Source organism: Pseudomonas petrae (assembly GCF_021728295.1).
Classification (GTDB): domain Bacteria; phylum Pseudomonadota; class Gammaproteobacteria; order Pseudomonadales; family Pseudomonadaceae; genus Aquipseudomonas; species Aquipseudomonas petrae.
In genome coordinates, this window is sequence record NZ_JAKJXE010000008.1 from 23,630 (window position 1) to 39,091 (window position 15,462).

Annotated in this window: 17 protein-coding genes; 9 read left to right on the forward strand and 8 right to left on the reverse strand. The window is 58.7% G+C overall.

Annotation, left to right across the window (positions count from 1 at the left end; all coding sequences use genetic code 11):
* Position 1 precedes the first annotated feature (1 nt).
* Both L4G42_RS15215 and L4G42_RS15220 read right to left on the reverse strand, forming a co-directional pair.
* Positions 2-724, reverse strand: coding sequence for a glycerophosphodiester phosphodiesterase (locus tag L4G42_RS15215; RefSeq protein ID WP_237253977.1), 723 nt, complete (start codon positions 722-724; stop codon positions 2-4).
* Between the two features lie 45 nt (positions 725-769).
* Positions 770-1,363, reverse strand: coding sequence for a PilZ domain-containing protein (locus L4G42_RS15220; RefSeq protein WP_237253978.1), 594 nt, complete (start codon positions 1,361-1,363; stop codon positions 770-772).
* Between the two features lie 148 nt (positions 1,364-1,511).
* On the opposite strand from L4G42_RS15220, the gene L4G42_RS15225 reads away from it, so the two are divergent.
* The 5 genes from L4G42_RS15225 (at position 1,512) to queF (ending at position 6,236) form a co-directional block, all read left to right on the forward strand.
* The gene (locus tag L4G42_RS15225) at positions 1,512-2,762 is read left to right on the forward strand and encodes a lipoprotein-releasing ABC transporter permease subunit (RefSeq protein WP_237253979.1); all 1,251 of its coding nucleotides are present in this window, start codon (positions 1,512-1,514) and stop codon (positions 2,760-2,762) included.
* Between the two features lie 7 nt (positions 2,763-2,769).
* Positions 2,770-3,453, forward strand: coding sequence for a lipoprotein-releasing ABC transporter ATP-binding protein LolD (lolD, locus tag L4G42_RS15230; RefSeq protein WP_237253980.1), 684 nt, complete (start codon positions 2,770-2,772; stop codon positions 3,451-3,453).
* A 68-nt stretch (positions 3,454-3,521) separates the two neighbouring features.
* The gene (locus L4G42_RS15235) at positions 3,522-4,766 is read left to right on the forward strand and encodes a lipoprotein-releasing ABC transporter permease subunit (protein WP_237253981.1); all 1,245 of its coding nucleotides are present in this window, start codon (positions 3,522-3,524) and stop codon (positions 4,764-4,766) included.
* 9 nt (positions 4,767-4,775) lie between these two features.
* Positions 4,776-5,324, forward strand: coding sequence for a copper-resistant cuproprotein CopI (copI, locus tag L4G42_RS15240; RefSeq protein ID WP_237253982.1), 549 nt, complete (start codon positions 4,776-4,778; stop codon positions 5,322-5,324).
* An 81-nt stretch (positions 5,325-5,405) separates the two neighbouring features.
* Positions 5,406-6,236 carry an NADPH-dependent 7-cyano-7-deazaguanine reductase QueF gene (queF, locus tag L4G42_RS15245; RefSeq protein WP_237253983.1) on the forward strand — a complete coding sequence of 277 codons (831 nt, stop codon included), beginning with the start codon at positions 5,406-5,408 and terminating at the stop codon, positions 6,234-6,236.
* A 153-nt stretch (positions 6,237-6,389) separates the two neighbouring features.
* Here queF and L4G42_RS15250 read toward each other — a convergent pair whose 3' ends face one another.
* Together L4G42_RS15250 and L4G42_RS15255 are read right to left on the reverse strand one after the other, a co-directional pair.
* Positions 6,390-6,653, reverse strand: coding sequence for a DUF4404 family protein (locus tag L4G42_RS15250; protein WP_237253984.1), 264 nt, complete (start codon positions 6,651-6,653; stop codon positions 6,390-6,392).
* Between the two features lie 111 nt (positions 6,654-6,764).
* The gene (locus tag L4G42_RS15255) at positions 6,765-7,400 is read right to left on the reverse strand and encodes an HAD superfamily inactivated hydrolase PcrP (RefSeq protein WP_237253985.1); all 636 of its coding nucleotides are present in this window, start codon (positions 7,398-7,400) and stop codon (positions 6,765-6,767) included.
* Positions 7,401-7,601: 201 nt separating this feature from the next.
* Between L4G42_RS15255 and L4G42_RS15260 the strand changes: the two genes are divergently transcribed.
* On the forward strand, positions 7,602-8,303 hold the full coding sequence (locus L4G42_RS15260; RefSeq protein WP_237253986.1) for an MlaA family lipoprotein: 702 nt from the start codon (positions 7,602-7,604) through the stop codon (positions 8,301-8,303).
* Positions 8,304-8,400: 97 nt separating this feature from the next.
* Here the strand turns inward: L4G42_RS15260 and L4G42_RS15265 are convergent, their stop codons facing one another.
* Positions 8,401-8,700, reverse strand: a complete 300-nt coding sequence (locus L4G42_RS15265) for a PilZ domain-containing protein (RefSeq protein ID WP_237253987.1) — start codon at positions 8,698-8,700, stop codon at positions 8,401-8,403.
* 264 nt (positions 8,701-8,964) lie between these two features.
* On the opposite strand from L4G42_RS15265, the gene rssB reads away from it, so the two are divergent.
* Together rssB and rssC are read left to right on the forward strand one after the other, a co-directional pair.
* On the forward strand, positions 8,965-10,146 hold the full coding sequence (gene rssB, locus L4G42_RS15270; protein WP_065989620.1) for a two-component system response regulator RssB: 1,182 nt from the start codon (positions 8,965-8,967) through the stop codon (positions 10,144-10,146).
* Positions 10,146-10,628: an anti-sigma factor antagonist RssC gene (rssC, locus tag L4G42_RS15275; protein WP_237253988.1), complete on the forward strand. Its 483-nt coding sequence runs from the start codon at positions 10,146-10,148 to the stop codon at positions 10,626-10,628. Before rssB ends, rssC begins: the two co-directional genes overlap by 1 nt.
* A gap of 90 nt (positions 10,629-10,718) precedes the next feature.
* Here the strand turns inward: rssC and tal are convergent, their stop codons facing one another.
* From tal to L4G42_RS15290, 3 genes are all read right to left on the reverse strand, one after another.
* Positions 10,719-11,645, reverse strand: a complete 927-nt coding sequence (gene tal, locus L4G42_RS15280) for a transaldolase (protein ID WP_237259984.1) — start codon at positions 11,643-11,645, stop codon at positions 10,719-10,721.
* A 341-nt stretch (positions 11,646-11,986) separates the two neighbouring features.
* On the reverse strand, positions 11,987-12,325 hold the full coding sequence (csgH, locus tag L4G42_RS15285; protein WP_237253990.1) for a curli-like amyloid fiber formation chaperone CsgH: 339 nt from the start codon (positions 12,323-12,325) through the stop codon (positions 11,987-11,989).
* Positions 12,291-13,121, reverse strand: coding sequence for a hypothetical protein (locus tag L4G42_RS15290; protein WP_237260918.1), 831 nt, complete (start codon positions 13,119-13,121; stop codon positions 12,291-12,293). Before L4G42_RS15290 ends, csgH begins: the two co-directional genes overlap by 35 nt.
* A gap of 1,245 nt (positions 13,122-14,366) precedes the next feature.
* Here L4G42_RS15290 and dusA point away from each other — a divergent pair.
* Positions 14,367-15,377 (forward strand): tRNA dihydrouridine(20/20a) synthase DusA, encoded by a 1,011-nt coding sequence (dusA, locus tag L4G42_RS15295; RefSeq protein ID WP_237253992.1) that lies wholly within the window; start codon positions 14,367-14,369, stop codon positions 15,375-15,377.
* Positions 15,378-15,462 lie beyond the last annotated feature (85 nt).

Genomic DNA, 15,462 nt, shown 5'->3' on the forward strand with positions numbered 1-15,462 from the left:
TTCAGTACTTCCCAAGGGTGGCGCTGGCCAAACCGGGAAAGTCTGTAATCAGGCTGTCAACGCCGAAGTCGGCGAGTCTGCGCATCAGCGCGGGCTCGTTGACTGTCCACACTGACACATGCAGGCCCTGATTCTGGGCTTTCTTCAAGCGCTCGGGCGTGCACAGCGTCCAGTTCAGCGCGAGTATCTCGCAGCCGTAGCCCTGCGCGACTTTCAGCGGGTCGAGCCACGCGTATTCCGCCACCAGCCCGCGTGAAATGTCCGGCGTCAGCTCCAGCGCGGCGCGCAGCACCTCCCGGGAGCTGGACGTGATCGTCACTTTATCCAGCAGGCCGTGGCGCTGAGCCATTTCGCGAATGGCCAGCACCGTCGTCGCCGCACGGGTGCGCGACGCGCTTTTGACTTCCAGCTGCCAGTGATCGAACGGGCACTGCTCGAACAGCTCTTCCAGGCGGGGAACGGGGCAAGGCTGCACCCAGCCCGGCCCGCCCTTGCGCGCGTCGTAGGTCACCAGGTCGGCGGCATCGTGTTCGACGACTTTGCCCCGGCGGTCCGTGGTGCGCTTGAGTGTCGGGTCGTGGATCACCATCAGTTCGCCGTCGCGGGACAGGTGCAGATCCAGTTCGCAGCGTTTAACGCCGTGTTTTAGGCACTCCTGAAAGCTGGTCAGGGTGTTTTCCGGTGCTTCGCCCTTGGCGCCGCGGTGGCCGTAAATAAGGGTCACAATTACTCCTTGGTAGGCGTAGAGCTGGAATAAGTCGCGCTGGAATCAGTTGGGCTTTGCGTCGGGGTCGGTCTGCTCACGGGCCAGGCGTCGCTGCGCGGCTTGTCGTTGCAGAATGTGTCGGGCAAGCAGTTGGCGCTGGGCGTCGGTGAGGTCGATCCACTCGGTGCCGACGTCGAAATCGCCGATGGTCAACGCATGGCATTGCGTCACCCGCGCGCGCAGCATCATCCCCGAAGCCTGGGGCATCAGCACCATTTTCACCGACAACAGGGTGCCGGGCGGGAAGGGTTGAGGGGTCTCGAATTGCAGGCCACCTTCGGACATGATCACGCGCTGCGGGGCGCCCAGCTTGCCCAATGCCGTGTGCGCAACCACTTGGCCCAGCAGGTCGATGCGCTTGCTCATGGCCCGAAGAAAGCTGTTGGTGGTGCGGTCGCGATCATCCAGCTGCCGCAGCAGGTGCTGGGATTCGAACTCGGCGACGTGCAATTCGCTCAGCAGATCGAAGAGCGTGGAAGTGTCGTGATGGCCAGGTTCATCTCCCGTGCCGGGGCCGGCGATGCGGTTAATTTCCAGTGCGACGCTGTCCTCGATACGGTAGTATTCGCGGCGTTCTTCTTCATCTAGTGTCGGCATGGCGAACCCGTGTTAGCGGCGGTTGTCAGAGGGATTGCTCAGAATCATAGCTCAGCGACTCGAGCGCGATTCAACTGTGATTCGAGTGTAAAGCCGCTTGCCCAGGCCCGCCACAAGGACGTTCCCATTCCTTCGAACAAGCCCCTACATGTTCAGACCTCTTTTTGTATTCATCGGCACGCGCTACACCCGTGCAAAGCGCCGTAATCATTTTGTCTCCTTCATTTCCCTGACGTCGATGATCGGCCTCGCCCTGGGCGTAGTCGTGATGATCGTCGTGCTGTCGGTCATGAACGGCTTCGACCACGAGATGCGTACCCGCGTGCTGGGCATGGTGCCCCACGCCACCATTGAGTCCGGCGAGCCGATCAATGACTGGCAGGCCCTGGCCGCGCGCGTCAAACAGAACAAACAGGTCGAAGCCGTTGCGCCTTTCATCCAGATGCAAGGCTTGCTGACCAACAACGGCAATGTGCAGAAGATCCTGCTCAACGCCATCGACCCGGCGCAGGAGCGCAAGGTGTCGATCATCGACGGCTTCATGAAGCAGGGCAGCCTCGACGATCTGGTCGCGGGCGGCTTCGGCGTGTTGATCGGGGACAAGGCCGCCACCAAGCTCGGTGTCGGGATGGGCGACAAAGTCACTTTCGTGTCCCCGGAAGTCACCGTGACCCCTGCCGGCATGTTCCCGCGCATGAAGCGTTTCACCGTGGTCGGCATCTTTCATGTCGGCGCCGGCGAACTGGACGGCTACCTGGGCGTCACCAACCTGCAGGATCTGGCGCGTCTGCACCGCTGGAAGCCGGACCAGGTGCAGGGCTTGCGTCTGAAATTCACCGATCTTTTCAAAGCGCCGCGCACGGCGTACGAAATCGCCCAGAATCTCGGTGAGCACCAGTATTACTCCCGCGACTGGACCCGCACCCATGGCAACCTGTACCAGGCGATCGGTATGGAGAAATCCATCATAGGCCTGCTGCTGTTGCTGATCGTGGCGGTCGCGGCGTTCAACATCATTTCCACGCTGGTCATGGTGGTCAACGACAAGCGCGGTGACATCGCCATTCTGCGCACGCTGGGCGCGACCCCGGGCCAGATCATGGCGATCTTCATGGTCCAGGGCACCGTGATCGGTGTCGTCGGGACGCTGATCGGCGCCGGGGTCGGCATTCTTGCGGCGCTCAACGTCAGTTCGGCGATTTCGGCGCTGGAAGGCCTGATCGGCCACAAGTTTCTCAATGCGGATGTCTACTTCATCGACTATCTGCCTTCGCAATTGATGGCCCAGGACGTGCTGCTGGTATGTGGCGCGGCGCTGGTCCTGAGTTTCCTCGCCACCCTGTATCCAGCCTGGCGTGCTGCGCGCACCCAGCCGGCGGAGGCGCTACGTTATGAGTGAGTCGGGCATGAGTGATAAAGCTGTACTGAGCTGCCGCAACCTGGGCAAATCCTACGAGGAAGGTCCGGAATCCGTGGTCGTCCTGTCGGGCCTGCAACTGGAATTGCACCCGGGCGAACGCGTGGCGATCGTCGGCAGTTCGGGGTCGGGCAAAAGTACCTTGCTCAACCTGCTCGGCGGCCTCGACACGCCCACCGAAGGCAGTGTCTGGCTGGCGGGCGAAGAGCTTTCGGCGCTGAACGAGAAGGCCCGCGGCCTGCTGCGCAATCGTGCCCTTGGCTTCGTGTATCAGTTCCACCACTTGCTGGCCGAATTCACTGCGCTGGAAAACGTCTGCATGCCGCTGCTGATCGGCAAGACGCCGATTCCGGAAGCGCGTCAGCGCGCAACCGCGCTGCTGGAGCGGGTAGGGCTCAAGCATCGGATGGCGCACAAGCCATCGGAATTGTCGGGTGGCGAACGTCAACGGGTGGCGATTGCCCGCGCGCTGGTCAACCAGCCGGGTCTGGTCATGCTCGACGAGCCCACCGGCAACCTCGATTCCCACACCGCACAAGGGATTCAAGACCTGATGCTGGAACTCAGCACGTCGTCGCGCACCGCGTTTCTGGTGGTGACCCACGACATGGCGCTGGCCCGGCAGATGGATCGCGTGTGGCGTCTCGAAGAAGGCCGTCTGGTCGAAGCGTGACCCGCACAACCGGTGTCTCTCGGGCATCGGCTTTTTACTTTTAGCTGCTTAGTTACGGTGCTCCACGAATGTTCAGACCGTTATCCATCTTTATCGGTACGCGCTACACGCGGGCCAAGCGTCGCAACCACTTCATCTCGTTCATTTCCATGACCTCGATGATCGGGCTGGCGCTGGGCGTGCTGGCGATGATCGTGGTGCTTTCCGTGATGAACGGTTTCCAGCAGGAAATGAGTTCGCGGATCCTCGGCATGGTCCCCCATGCAGTCATCTCCGGCGTGAAGCCGCTGGACGACTGGCAGCCGGCTGCCAAAGCGTCGCTCAAGGATCCGCAGGTGACGGCCGCCGTGCCGTTCACTGAAATGGACGGCATGCTGTCCTACAAGGGCTCGATGCAGCCGATTCAGATCAACGGCGTCGACCCGGCACTGGAATCCAAAGTCTCCATCGTCACCCAGCACATCGTGCAGGGCCGGCTGCAGGACTTGAAAGCGGGCGAGTTTGGTGTGGTGATCGGCGAAATCACGGCCCGGCGCTTTCGTCTGAACGTCGGCGACAAACTGACGCTGATCGTTCCGGAGATCAGCAGCGCCCCGGGCGGCATTACCCCGCGCCTGCAGCGCTTGACGGTGGTGGGCGTGTTCAAGGTGGGCGCAGAGCTGGACGGTTCGATGGCGTTGGTGAACGTTGCCGATGCCGCCGTGATTCAGCGCTGGCAGCCCAATCAGGTGCAGGGCGTGCGCCTGGCGTTGACGGATCTGTACGCTGCGCCGCAGGTCTCGACGGCCATTGCCGCCGGCCTCGGTGCGGACTACAAGGCGGATGACTGGACCCACACCCAGGGCAGCCTGTTCAGTGCCATGAAAATGGAAAAGACCATGATCGGCCTGTTGCTGCTGATGATCGTCGCTGTGGCGGCGTTCAACATCATCGCCACGCTGATCATGGTGGTGAACGACAAGGGCGCCGACATCGCGATCCTGCGCACCATCGGCGCTACTCCTGGCCAGATCATGGCCATCTTCATGGTGCAGGGCACCGTCATCGGCATCGTCGGCACCGTGGTCGGCGGCGTGCTGGGCGTGATCGCGGCGATCAACGTCAGTCAGATCGTCGGCTGGGTCGAGCGCGTGACAGGTCAGCACATCTTCACGTCGGACGTGTACTTCATCAGCAATCTTCCGTCGAAGCTCGAAGGCAGCGATGTGGCGCTCATCTGCAGTGCCGGGTTTATCCTCAGCTTTCTGGCGACGATCTATCCGGCCTACCGCGCCGCGCAGATCCAGCCGGCCCACGCCTTGCGCTACGAGTAGGAGATGCCGATGTTGCCCCGTCATTTCGCTATCGCCCTGCTGCTGGGTGCAAGCCTCTCGGCGCAGGCGTCACCCGGCGAGCATTTCGCGTTCGGTCACCCGGCCGATGCCGCCCAGGCAACGCGCACGGTTGAAGTGACGCTGGGCGATATCTACTTCGAGCCAAAATCGCTGGACTTGAAAAAGGGCGAGACCGTGCGGTTCATGCTGGTCAACAAGGGCCGGCTGCTGCATGAGTTCAACCTCGGGGATGCGGCGATGCATGCGGCGCACCAGCAGGAAATGCTGAAAATGACGGCCAGCGGCATGCTCACCCCGACCGGCATGAAGCACGACATGGCCGGCATGGATCACGGGATGGCCCACGGCGGGGAGCAAGGCCCGGAGCAGGGCGCCGCGGGCATGAAACATGACGATCCCAACAGCGTGCTGGTGGAGCCGGGCAAGACCGCCGAACTGACCTGGACCTTCACCGACGCCACAGGCCTGGAGTTCGCGTGCAATATTCCCGGGCATTATCAGGCGGGTATGGTCGGCAAGGTTGCGATCATTCAGTAAACGCTGAAAACCCGGCCCGAACCCGATAAACTGCGCGGCCTTGGTTTTTAACAGCCGCTTTTCTCAGGTTCAGGTCCCGCCATGCATCCCGCAGCCGAACACTCGCCGCTGGGCAAGTCCAGCGAATACATCGCTACGTACACCCCGTCTCTGCTGTTCCCGATTCCGCGCGCTGCCAAGTGGGCGGAACTGGGACTGACCGCCGAGACCCTGCCTTATCAGGGTGTGGATTTCTGGAATTGCTACGAGTTGTCCTGGCTGCTGCCGTCGGGCAAACCGGTGGTAGCCATCGGTGAGTTCAGCATTGCGGCGGACTCGGCCAATATCATCGAATCCAAGTCGTTCAAGCTCTACCTGAACTCGCTCAATCAGACCGCGTTTGCGTCCGAAGCCGAGCTGATCGCCACGCTGGAGAAAGACCTGTCGGCCGCCGCAGGCAAGCCGGTGGGGGTCCGCGTTCGCAGTTTGAAGGACATCGAGGCTGAGGGTATCGTCGCGGTGCCGGGTGTGTGTGTCGATGACCTCGACGTCAGCATTTCAAGCTACGACCGCCCTCAACCCGAACTGCTGCGCTGCGATGAGTCGCGGGTGGTGGATGATCAGCTGCACAGCCATCTGCTCAAATCCAACTGCCCGGTGACGAGCCAGCCGGACTGGGGCAGCGTCGCGGTCGAGTACCGTGGCGCGGCGCTCGATCACGCAAGTTTTCTGGCGTACATCGTCAGCTTCCGCCAGCATTCGGATTTCCACGAACAGTGCGTGGAGCGCATCTTCATGGACCTGCAGCGCTTGCTGAAGCCGGAGAAACTGACGGTGTATGCGCGTTACGTGCGCCGCGGCGGGCTGGACATCAATCCGTACCGCAGCACGGAAACACTGACGCTGGAGAACGGGCGTCTCGCGCGGCAGTGAGGCATTGCTGCCCCCATTCGTAGGAGCCGGCTTGCTGGCGTCCCGAATGCTCAGCCGATGCGAGGGTGACTGCCCCACCGCATTCGCCAGCAAGCCGGCTCCTACAGAATGGAGCCGGTCTGTTTCAACGAGGTGAGCCCGCGGGTGCCTGAATCAGATCCCCATGCTGCCCAGCGACACCAAAACATTGCGCAATGTGGTGGCGATGGTGGGGTGATCGACTTCAAACCGCTCGACCGCGAGGTTGACGCCATCGGCAATGCTCGGGTCCTGGGACACTGTCTCGAGTTCGATCTGCGCCTGGATCTGCTCCATAACCTCGGTCAGATTCCCGCGCTCTTCCAAAGTCAGCTGCGGATTTTGCTCAAGCTGCTCGCGCAAAGTGTTGAGTTGTAGTTGCAAGTCGCTGACGGACATGAGGTGTTCCTTAATCTGATTAGTCTCACGATGGACCGCAATGCGCAGGCAAAGGTCCTTTACTGCCTTAGACTAATCCACTCCAGCCCGCTGTGCATGACGCCAGTCAGATCAAGGCTTTTCCGACTTCTGCCGGCGTAGCGTGATATCCGCCAGACACGACTCCAATTCGCCCAAGTGATCGATGACCGAATGCGCGCCGGCGGCATACAGCTCAAGGGTGGCGCGGCCGCGACGGCGTTCGCGGTCCAGGTCGCTCAACGCCTCCCATTGCTCAGGCGACAAACCGCACAGCGGCCCGCATGACGCCAGCCCGACCGTCCATAGCCCTGCGTTTATCCCGGCCATGAGCAGGCGCGGATCGCCGCTGACCAGCACGCAGCCGTCCAGTTGCTTGACGCCGAGGGTCATCAGCGCCTGCCAGCACGCATCAGGCGCTGGCCAGCGGTTGGTCGGCGCGGGAGTGGGAAGAATCAACGAGCTGAGGGGCGCAGCCAGCTGATCGGTGATCGAGGAGGGGTATTCATCGATCCAGGCGCAGGGAATGCCGTGCTGCTTGAGATGCTTCAGCGCATTGATCGCACCGGGAGCCAGTGCTGAAAAGGGTTGGGCGTCCTGGGAGACGAGGGACTTGCCATCGCTGGCAAGAAGCGTGCGCGTCTGGGCGCCGAAGTCGACGAGGCATCCGCTCAATCCGAACAATACAGCGGTGAACGACGGAGCAGCGACGGCAACCGGGGCGAGCATGGCATTCCCTCTCAAAGCCGTTGACGCTAAGGGATTGCCATGACAAATCGATGACTGAACGATGACAGCGGCTCCAGATGTTTATTGCCCTACAAAACACCGACCATTTCAGCGACGTAAATAGTCACAGAAGGCTTTATACTCCTGCCTTTGGTTTGGGGCGTAGCGCCCGCTTCATTACTTTGACTGGGAGTCTCAGCTATGCCCGAGAACGGTGCTGGCTTTATCAATCGTCTGGTTCGAACGTGCGTGTGGGCCAGTCTGGCCGTGGCGCCGATGGCTGCAAACGCGGCGGACGAAGATCCGTGGGAAGGCGTCAACCGTGCGATTTTCCGTTTCAACGACACCGTCGACACCTACGCGCTGAAACCCATCGCCCAGGGCTATGAGTTCATCACGCCGCAGTTCCTCGAAGACGGTATCCACAACATGTTCAAGAACGTCGGCGAAGTGACCAACTTTGCCAACGACGTGCTCCAGGCCAAGCCTGAGGCAGCCGGCGTCGACACCGCTCGCCTGATCTTCAACACCACTTTCGGCCTTCTCGGCTTCTTCGACGTCGGCACCAAGATGGGCCTGCAGCGCAACGACGAAGACTTCGGCCAGACCCTCGGCCACTGGGGCGTGGCCAGCGGTCCGTTCGTAATGGTGCCACTTCTCGGTCCAAGCACCGTGCGTGACGCGTTCGCCAAATACCCGGACACCTACACCCAGCCTTGGCGCTACATCGATCACGTGCCGACGCGCAACACTGCGCTGGGCGTGAGCGTTGTCGATACTCGCGCCAGCCTGCTGTCGGCTGAAAAGCTGATCAACGGCGACAAGTACATCTTCATCCGCAACGCTTACCTGCAAAACCGCGAGTTCAAAGTCAAAGACGGCAAGGTCGTCGACGACTTCTGATCCAGCCGGTCTGGAACACGATGCTAAAAAGGCGACCCGAGGGTCGCCTTTTTATTTTCGCCAGTTTTCGAAAATGTGACGGAGTTCCGGGCTGCCGTCACTTCATCGCCAGGATGGTCAGGCCCAGTTTCTGCTCACCGCCGTCGATGTCGGCAATCCAGACCACCTCGGTATCGGCCTCCAGGCCCTTGAGCGCGGCGTGCTCGGAATCGATGCTCACGCTGATCTTGTCGCCCACCTGGAACGAGCGGGGCGCCTGTATCTGCATGCCTGAGCTGGATAAATCCACGCAGACCGCCGGGATAATCTGGCCGGCGTAGATCAGGCTGATGTCCGCATCGACCCGCATGCGAATGTAATCCCGTTTTTCTTCGTAATCGCGATCGAGCTGGCCCATGGCACATCCTTTGTTTTGATTGCTGATTTAACGGTTCTTATAACTCCGGGCGATTTGCGATGTAAAGACACCGCTCGGCAGCGGGGCCCGCTTGAAACGCCAGGCGGATGGGAGTACCGTCTGCGCCTTGAAGGGCAGCTCTGTCATGTGAAGCGTTTGACCAAAAGTCCGCTACCTGAGCCAGAGAGGCTAGAAGCGAATCCAGTACGCGGGCTGACTGCAACCAGCCGCCTACGCCAACCTAATCTGGCGCCGTTTGCCCACATGCAAAAAACCAGTGCCACGCTGCTGATCATCGATGACGACGAAGTAGTGCGCGCGAGTCTCGCGGCCTATTTGGAAGACAGTGGGTTCAGCGTTCTGCAAGCCGGTAATGGCCTGCAGGGTCTACAGACTTTCGAGCAGGAAAAGCCCGATCTGCTGATCTGCGATCTGCGCATGCCGCAGGTGGGCGGTCTCGAGCTGATTCGTCAGGTCACCAGCCTTGCGCCGGAAACGCCGGTCATCGTGGTGTCTGGCGCAGGCGTCATGAGCGATGCCGTCGAAGCGTTGCGCCTTGGCGCCGCCGATTACCTGATCAAACCCCTCGAAGACCTCGCCGTGCTGGAGCACTCGGTTCGACGTGCGCTGGATCGAGCGCGCCTGCTCCACGAGAACCAGGAATACCGACAGAAGCTGGAGACCGCCAACCGCGAGCTTGAGGCCAGCCTGCACTTGCTGCAGGAAGACCAGGACGCGGGCCGTCAGGTGCAGATGAACATGCTGCCTACCAGCCCCTGGGCCATCGACGCGTTCGAATTCGAACATGAGATCATTCCGTCGCTGTACCTGTCGGGCGATTTCGTTGATTATTTCCGGGTCGATGAGCGCCGTGTTGCGTTCTACCTGGCGGACGTGTCCGGCCATGGTGCGTCGTCTGCGTTCATCACCGTGCTATTGAAGTTCATGACCACGCGCCTGCTGTTCGAATCAAAGCGCGGCGGCAGTCTGCCGGAGTTCAAGCCGTCCGACGTGCTGGGCCACATCAACCGCGGGCTGATCAGCTGCAAGCTGGGCAAGCACGTGACGATGGTGGGCGGCGTGATCGACGAGGACACCGGGCAGTTGACCTACAGCGTCGGCGGCCATTTGCCGCTTCCGGTGTTCTACACACCCGGTGACACGCATTACCTTGAAGGTCGTGGTCTGCCCGTCGGGCTGTTCAACGAAGCGACTTACACGGACCACGTCATCGATCTGCCTGAGTCCTTTAGTCTGACGCTGCTGTCCGACGGCATTCTGGACCTTCTGCCAGGTGATACACTCAAAGAGAAAGAAGCCAACTTGCCCGAACTGGTCAAGGCGGCGGGGGGCAGCCTGGATGGTCTGCGCCAGACGTTTGGATTGGCCACGCTAGGGGAGATGCCGGATGATATCGCCTTGTTAGTGTTGAGCAGGAACCTTTAATGAGTACCGGTAGAATCCAGTTCGCCGAGCAAGACGGCACATTCGTCCTCAAGTTTGTGGGTGAAGTGCGTCTGACACTGTGCTCGGCGTTGGATGCGACAATTGAACGGATCTTCACCTCGATGAACTTCTCGACGGTGGTCATCGATCTGACCGAAACCCGCAGCATCGACAGCACGACCCTGGGTCTGCTGGCCAAGCTGTCGATCCTCTCGCGCCAGAAGGCCGGGTTGTTGCCGACGGTCGTCACCACCCACGAAGACATCACGCGCCTGTTGCAGTCCATGGGCTTCGATCAGGTGTTCAACATCGTTGGTCGGCCGATTCCACGTCTTGAGGCCCTGAGCGATCTGCCGACCCAGGATCAGTGCGAAGACGTGGTCAAGGCCAAGGTGCTTGAGGCCCACAAGATTCTGATGGGCTTGAACGATTCGAACCGCGAGGCCTTCCGTGATCTGGTCAACGCACTTGAACACCAATAGCAATGCCAGTAACGCGTTTCGGTGCTGAACCGAGGCAATAAAAAAGGGCGGCACCTGTGAGGGTGCCGCCCTTTTTACATGCCTGACGCTTTAGGCTTTGGCCGACAGCATCTTTTCCAGTGCCACCTGGTCACGGGCGAACTGACGAATTCCTTCGGCCAGCTTCTCGGTGGCCATGGCGTCTTCGTTGGAAGCCCAGCGGAACTGGCTTTCGTTGAGGGTCACGCGCGGCTCGCCACCATTGCCCGGCTTGAGTTTCTGCTCCAGCGTGCCGTTGTCTTCCGCCAGCTTCTGCAGCAGGTCAGGGCTGATGGTCAGACGGTCGCAGCCGGCCAGTTCTTCGATCTGGCTGAGGTTACGGAAGCTGGCGCCCATGACCACGGTCTTGTAGTCGTTGGCCTTGTAGTAGTTGTAGATGCGGGTCACCGACTGCACGCCCGGATCTTCTGCACCGACGTAGTCTTTGCCTTCGGCTTTCTTGTACCAGTCGTAGATGCGGCCCACGAATGGCGAAATCAGGAACACACCGGCATCGGCACAGGCCTGGGCCTGAGCGAAGGAGAACAGCAGGGTCAGGTTGCACTGGATGCCTTTCTTTTCCAGCACTTCAGCGGCCTTGATGCCTTCCCAGGTCGACGCCAGTTTGATCAGGATGCGGTCGCGGCCAATGCCGAAATCTTCGTACAGACCGACGATGCGGTCGGCGCGCTCGATGCAGGCCTGGGTGTCGAACGACAGGCGCGCGTCCACTTCGGTGGAGACGCGGCCCGGGACGACTTTCAGAATCTCACGGCCGATGGCGACGGCGAAACGGTCGCTGGCGACGTTGATGTCGCCCTTGCTGCCGGTGAACGCTTCTTTCAGGCGGTCAGCGTTGCTGTCGCTGGAAGCGGCCTTGAGCAAGAGGGAAGGGTTGGTGGTGGCGTCGACGGGTTTCAGTTTTTCGATGGCAGCGAAATCGCCGGTGTCGGCCACGACGGTGGTGAATTGCTTGAGTTGTTCCAGCTTGGAAGTCATGAGCGTGCTCTGTCCTGTGGGTGTACTGACATTACCCGAGCACCGCCGGTCACTCAAGGGCGTAAACCGCGACAGACAGGCGGGTTTAGACGCCTGCATTTGCGCAAACGGCGTGCCTGCGCTTCAGCCATGATCCGGGCGATGCAAGTTTTTTCAAAGGGCGGCGCGGGGTCATGGTCTGTCGGTTCCCGAGGAGGGCGGATACTCGATCCAGATTGGTTGGAGCCCGGACTGCCCGGGATGTTCCCGCGGGCTGGCATCTTATCCGATGACGGTCAGGGGCTGGTCCGGGCAGGGAGGGGGCTGAGCGGCTAATCCTTCTAAACCCGCCGCCGTCTGAATCAGCGAGCCGTCGTCTCGCCGCAGTCGCTGTCCAGCGCTTTGATCAGTGTGCTCTGGTCGAAGACGTCCAGATGAACCTGACACGTCGCCTCGGCCCGCAGGTTAAGGCTCACGCTGTTAGCCGGTACGCCGTTCTGCAGGTCGCCCTGCTGGTTGATGGTCGAGGTGCCTTGGGCGCTGATCTGCCTGACGGTCATTCGGTATTGCAGCGTCAGAGGCGCAGGGTTTTCCAGGTGCGGGCGGATCACCGCCGTCGAGCCGCTGCGCTGGGCGTCAACCGTCACCACCAGTTTTATCGTGCGATCACTTACCTGAAGGCGACTGCTCAGCTTCATCATCGTCAAGGTCGCTAAGGAGGTCGTCAGAATTATCCGTCACCGGGTGTGGAATGTCTGCCAAAATCCCCTCTCTATCGCAATGTCTCAAAAAGAAATACAGTGAAGAGTCAATTATTTTTAGGAGTTTGCTACCTCGGTCGTAATCAACAAACGGGGGTTGGATGCGTTTATTTATTTGATGCTGCGTAATGTTATGGAGAAATGCCCCTAGATCCCCAGATCTTACATCATCGGGTCTGTGATGGATCTTCCTAATTCCTATTAATAGGGATGACCGAGATAATCCATTTTCGATGTTGGTAAGATCAGTCGTCAGCAATAAGTTAATGAAATAGTAAGGAAAAGCAAGAGAGGGCTTTCCACTTTGATTGCTTGTTTTTCTAGTGATATCTACAAATGATTCAAAGTTTCTGATATGCCGACCTCCATATTCACCTGATTTTATTTCAAGTGCGGTGGAAAGATGGTCTTGTGTGATGAAAACCTCTTTCGTTGCAGTTTCGTTAACTCCCGCCGCGATACAGCATTGCTTGCAAAGCTCTTGGAGTACCCCTACGCTGTCAAAAGTAGAATTGATCAAATCTTTCATCACGTTTGAAAAATTTACCTTTAAAAGTGCCGAGCCTTTTTCAATAACTTTGATAAAGTCCCCGTCTGTCCAAGGCTCAACTGGCACCTCGGTAACGCGGTCAAGCAGATCCCCATTAAACTGGACCAGTCTGTTAGCTTCTCGCCATATGCCTAGAACAATAAATATCACTCCGAGATCCTGAAAAACTCTGAGGTCGTAAGCCAAGCTTTCTTGAACCTCTAGGGATAAGTAATGAAAATTTTCAAGGACGATAAATTTGTTGATTTCCTTCTTTTTTAGTAATTCTGAAACATCCTGTGCTAGCTCAAGGTTGTATTCAATATAGAGCTCTTTGGATGTGTCGCTCTGAGTTTTTTTATCTGCGTCCGAAGCGCCTAATGAAGCCTCGCCTACAAATGGAACCTTAACTTTAACACCGGCGTTGAGATTTGAAGAAATTTCGAAGCTTATACCCTATGTGTTGCTCTCAAAATAGGTGATATTTGATTGTCTGAGTATTGATCGGTAGATATCAATTGTTCGAGTTTGCGGCGAGCACTCAACTTTAACGTACTGTGATGGATCTAGATGCTTAAGAGTTAGTGAGGTTTTACCTTGCTTGGAGGAACCATAGACGATAACTTGGTTTTTGTCTTTTAGCGCTGCGCTAAATAGTTCGTCAACTGTTGGTCGTTCAATGTACGACTCGATGAGTAAGCTTCTGACGCCGAATACATCACTGGTTTTATGCATTTTTGACAATATCCTTATTTGCAGATGGATTTTTCGTAGATTCATATCACTTTTGTGCGTTGCCCGTCTACAGCAAAGCTATCCATTGTTTTTCTGCGCTAGCCGTTCAAGCGAGTGAATATCTGGCGACATGCCTAACTCCCGCGGTCTCACCAGATTCCAACTGCACTTTTCGGACGAATTTCCACGGCTATTTAATAATTTTGTCACAATCTTTTCCCTGATTGAATGTGGTGCTGCAGTCACCAACGACTTCGATTTAATACGATTGCTGAGATCGAGGTGGTGAGTATGGTGTCTAGTCGCGGCATAAATACATAAAGCAAATGTGCCGCGGCTGTACGCCGTGATCTAAGCCAGTTCACAGAGGTCAAGATGATAGGCTCGCAGTCTTATATTGAAGCGATCAGCGCTGGCCCGTACCGAATCTTCGGGCAGATTCCAGCCCAGACCTGTAAAGCTCCGGCGAATTTCTAGCGGGCTTTGGCCATGAATGGCTAAGACGGAGCTCTACGACGCGCTTGGGTCAGTTAAACTGTTCGACCATGCTGGTCGATTGATGTCCGAACCGTGTCGCTGACTGAGTCACTCCTGCCTTTATGTGATGTGATAGTCATCAATTTCGCTTTTGGCAGCTTTTCCTAAGCCTGACACGTCGTTCATGTGCGCTGAAAATCGCTGAAACTTCAAGATTTGCTAATGATAGGCCTTCAAAAAATGCAACCTCGTATTGCGCAAACTGCCCGTCCTGAATGGTCTGTGCTTTCTCGCCGCTTCTCCGTGGCGCCAATGATGGACTGGACGGATCGTCACTGCCGTTTCTTCCTGCGTCTGCTGTCGAAAAATGCGCTGCTTTACACCGAGATGGTCACCACCGGCGCGTTGCTCCACGGCGACACCGAGCGCTTTTTACGCCACGACGAAACGGAGCATCCGCTCGCGTTGCAGCTTGGCGGCAGCAACCCGGCCGATCTCGCGGCCAGTGCGCGTCTGGCGCAGGCGGCGGGCTTTGACGAGGTCAACCTCAACGTTGGTTGCCCGAGCGATCGCGTGCAGAACAACATGATCGGCGCGGTGTTGATGGGGCATCCGCAGCTGGTGGCCGATTGCGTCAAAGCCATGCGCGACGCCGTGACGATTCCGGTGACGGTCAAGCACCGCATCGGCATCAACGGCCGCGACAGCTACGAGCAACTGTGTGAGTTTGTCGGCACCGTGCGCGACGCCGGCTGCAGCAGTTTCACTGTGCATGCACGTATCGCCATTCTTGAAGGCCTGTCGCCTAAGGAAAACCGTGACATCCCGCCGCTGCGCTATGACATCGCCGCGCAGTTGAAGCAGGATTTTCCCGAGCTGGAAATCATCCTCAACGGCGGCATCAAGACCCTGGAGCAGTGCCAGGAGCACCTGAACACCTTTGACGGCGTGATGCTCGGTCGTGAGGCGTATCACAACCCGTACCTGCTGGCAGGCGTGGACCGCGAACTGTTCGGGAGCGACGCCCCGCAGATCACTCGCGCTGAAGCCCTGACGCTGATGCGCCCTTATGTCGAAGCGCACCTTCGCGACGGTGGCTCGATGCACCACATCACCCGCCACGTGCTGGGCCTGGGCACCGGCTTCCCCGGCGCGCGCAAGTTCAGGCAGATGCTCTCGGTAGACATTCACAAGACGGACGATCCGCTGGGGTTGCTGGATCGGGCGGGGGAGTTGCTGGAGGGGCGGTGAGCGGATTACGGATCCCCGATGGCGTCCGATCGCTCACTGCCCGGTTGATTGACACACCACGGACTCCGTAGGAGCCGGCTTGCTG

Coding starts and splice junctions, on each gene's coding strand:
- L4G42_RS15220 (WP_237253978.1), bottom strand. CDS start 1,363: ATGCCGACACTAGATGAAGAAGAACGCCGCGAATACTACCGTATCGAG.
- L4G42_RS15225 (WP_237253979.1), top strand. CDS start 1,512: ATGTTCAGACCTCTTTTTGTATTCATCGGCACGCGCTACACCCGTGCA.
- lolD (WP_237253980.1), top strand. CDS start 2,770: ATGAGTGATAAAGCTGTACTGAGCTGCCGCAACCTGGGCAAATCCTAC.
- L4G42_RS15235 (WP_237253981.1), top strand. CDS start 3,522: ATGTTCAGACCGTTATCCATCTTTATCGGTACGCGCTACACGCGGGCC.
- copI (WP_237253982.1), top strand. CDS start 4,776: ATGTTGCCCCGTCATTTCGCTATCGCCCTGCTGCTGGGTGCAAGCCTC.
- queF (WP_237253983.1), top strand. CDS start 5,406: ATGCATCCCGCAGCCGAACACTCGCCGCTGGGCAAGTCCAGCGAATAC.
- L4G42_RS15250 (WP_237253984.1), bottom strand. CDS start 6,653: ATGTCCGTCAGCGACTTGCAACTACAACTCAACACTTTGCGCGAGCAG.
- L4G42_RS15255 (WP_237253985.1), bottom strand. CDS start 7,400: ATGCTCGCCCCGGTTGCCGTCGCTGCTCCGTCGTTCACCGCTGTATTG.
- L4G42_RS15260 (WP_237253986.1), top strand. CDS start 7,602: ATGCCCGAGAACGGTGCTGGCTTTATCAATCGTCTGGTTCGAACGTGC.
- L4G42_RS15265 (WP_237253987.1), bottom strand. CDS start 8,700: ATGGGCCAGCTCGATCGCGATTACGAAGAAAAACGGGATTACATTCGC.
- rssB (WP_065989620.1), top strand. CDS start 8,965: ATGCAAAAAACCAGTGCCACGCTGCTGATCATCGATGACGACGAAGTA.
- rssC (WP_237253988.1), top strand. CDS start 10,146: ATGAGTACCGGTAGAATCCAGTTCGCCGAGCAAGACGGCACATTCGTC.
- tal (WP_237259984.1), bottom strand. CDS start 11,645: ATGACTTCCAAGCTGGAACAACTCAAGCAATTCACCACCGTCGTGGCC.
- csgH (WP_237253990.1), bottom strand. CDS start 12,325: ATGATGAAGCTGAGCAGTCGCCTTCAGGTAAGTGATCGCACGATAAAA.
- dusA (WP_237253992.1), top strand. CDS start 14,367: ATGCAACCTCGTATTGCGCAAACTGCCCGTCCTGAATGGTCTGTGCTT.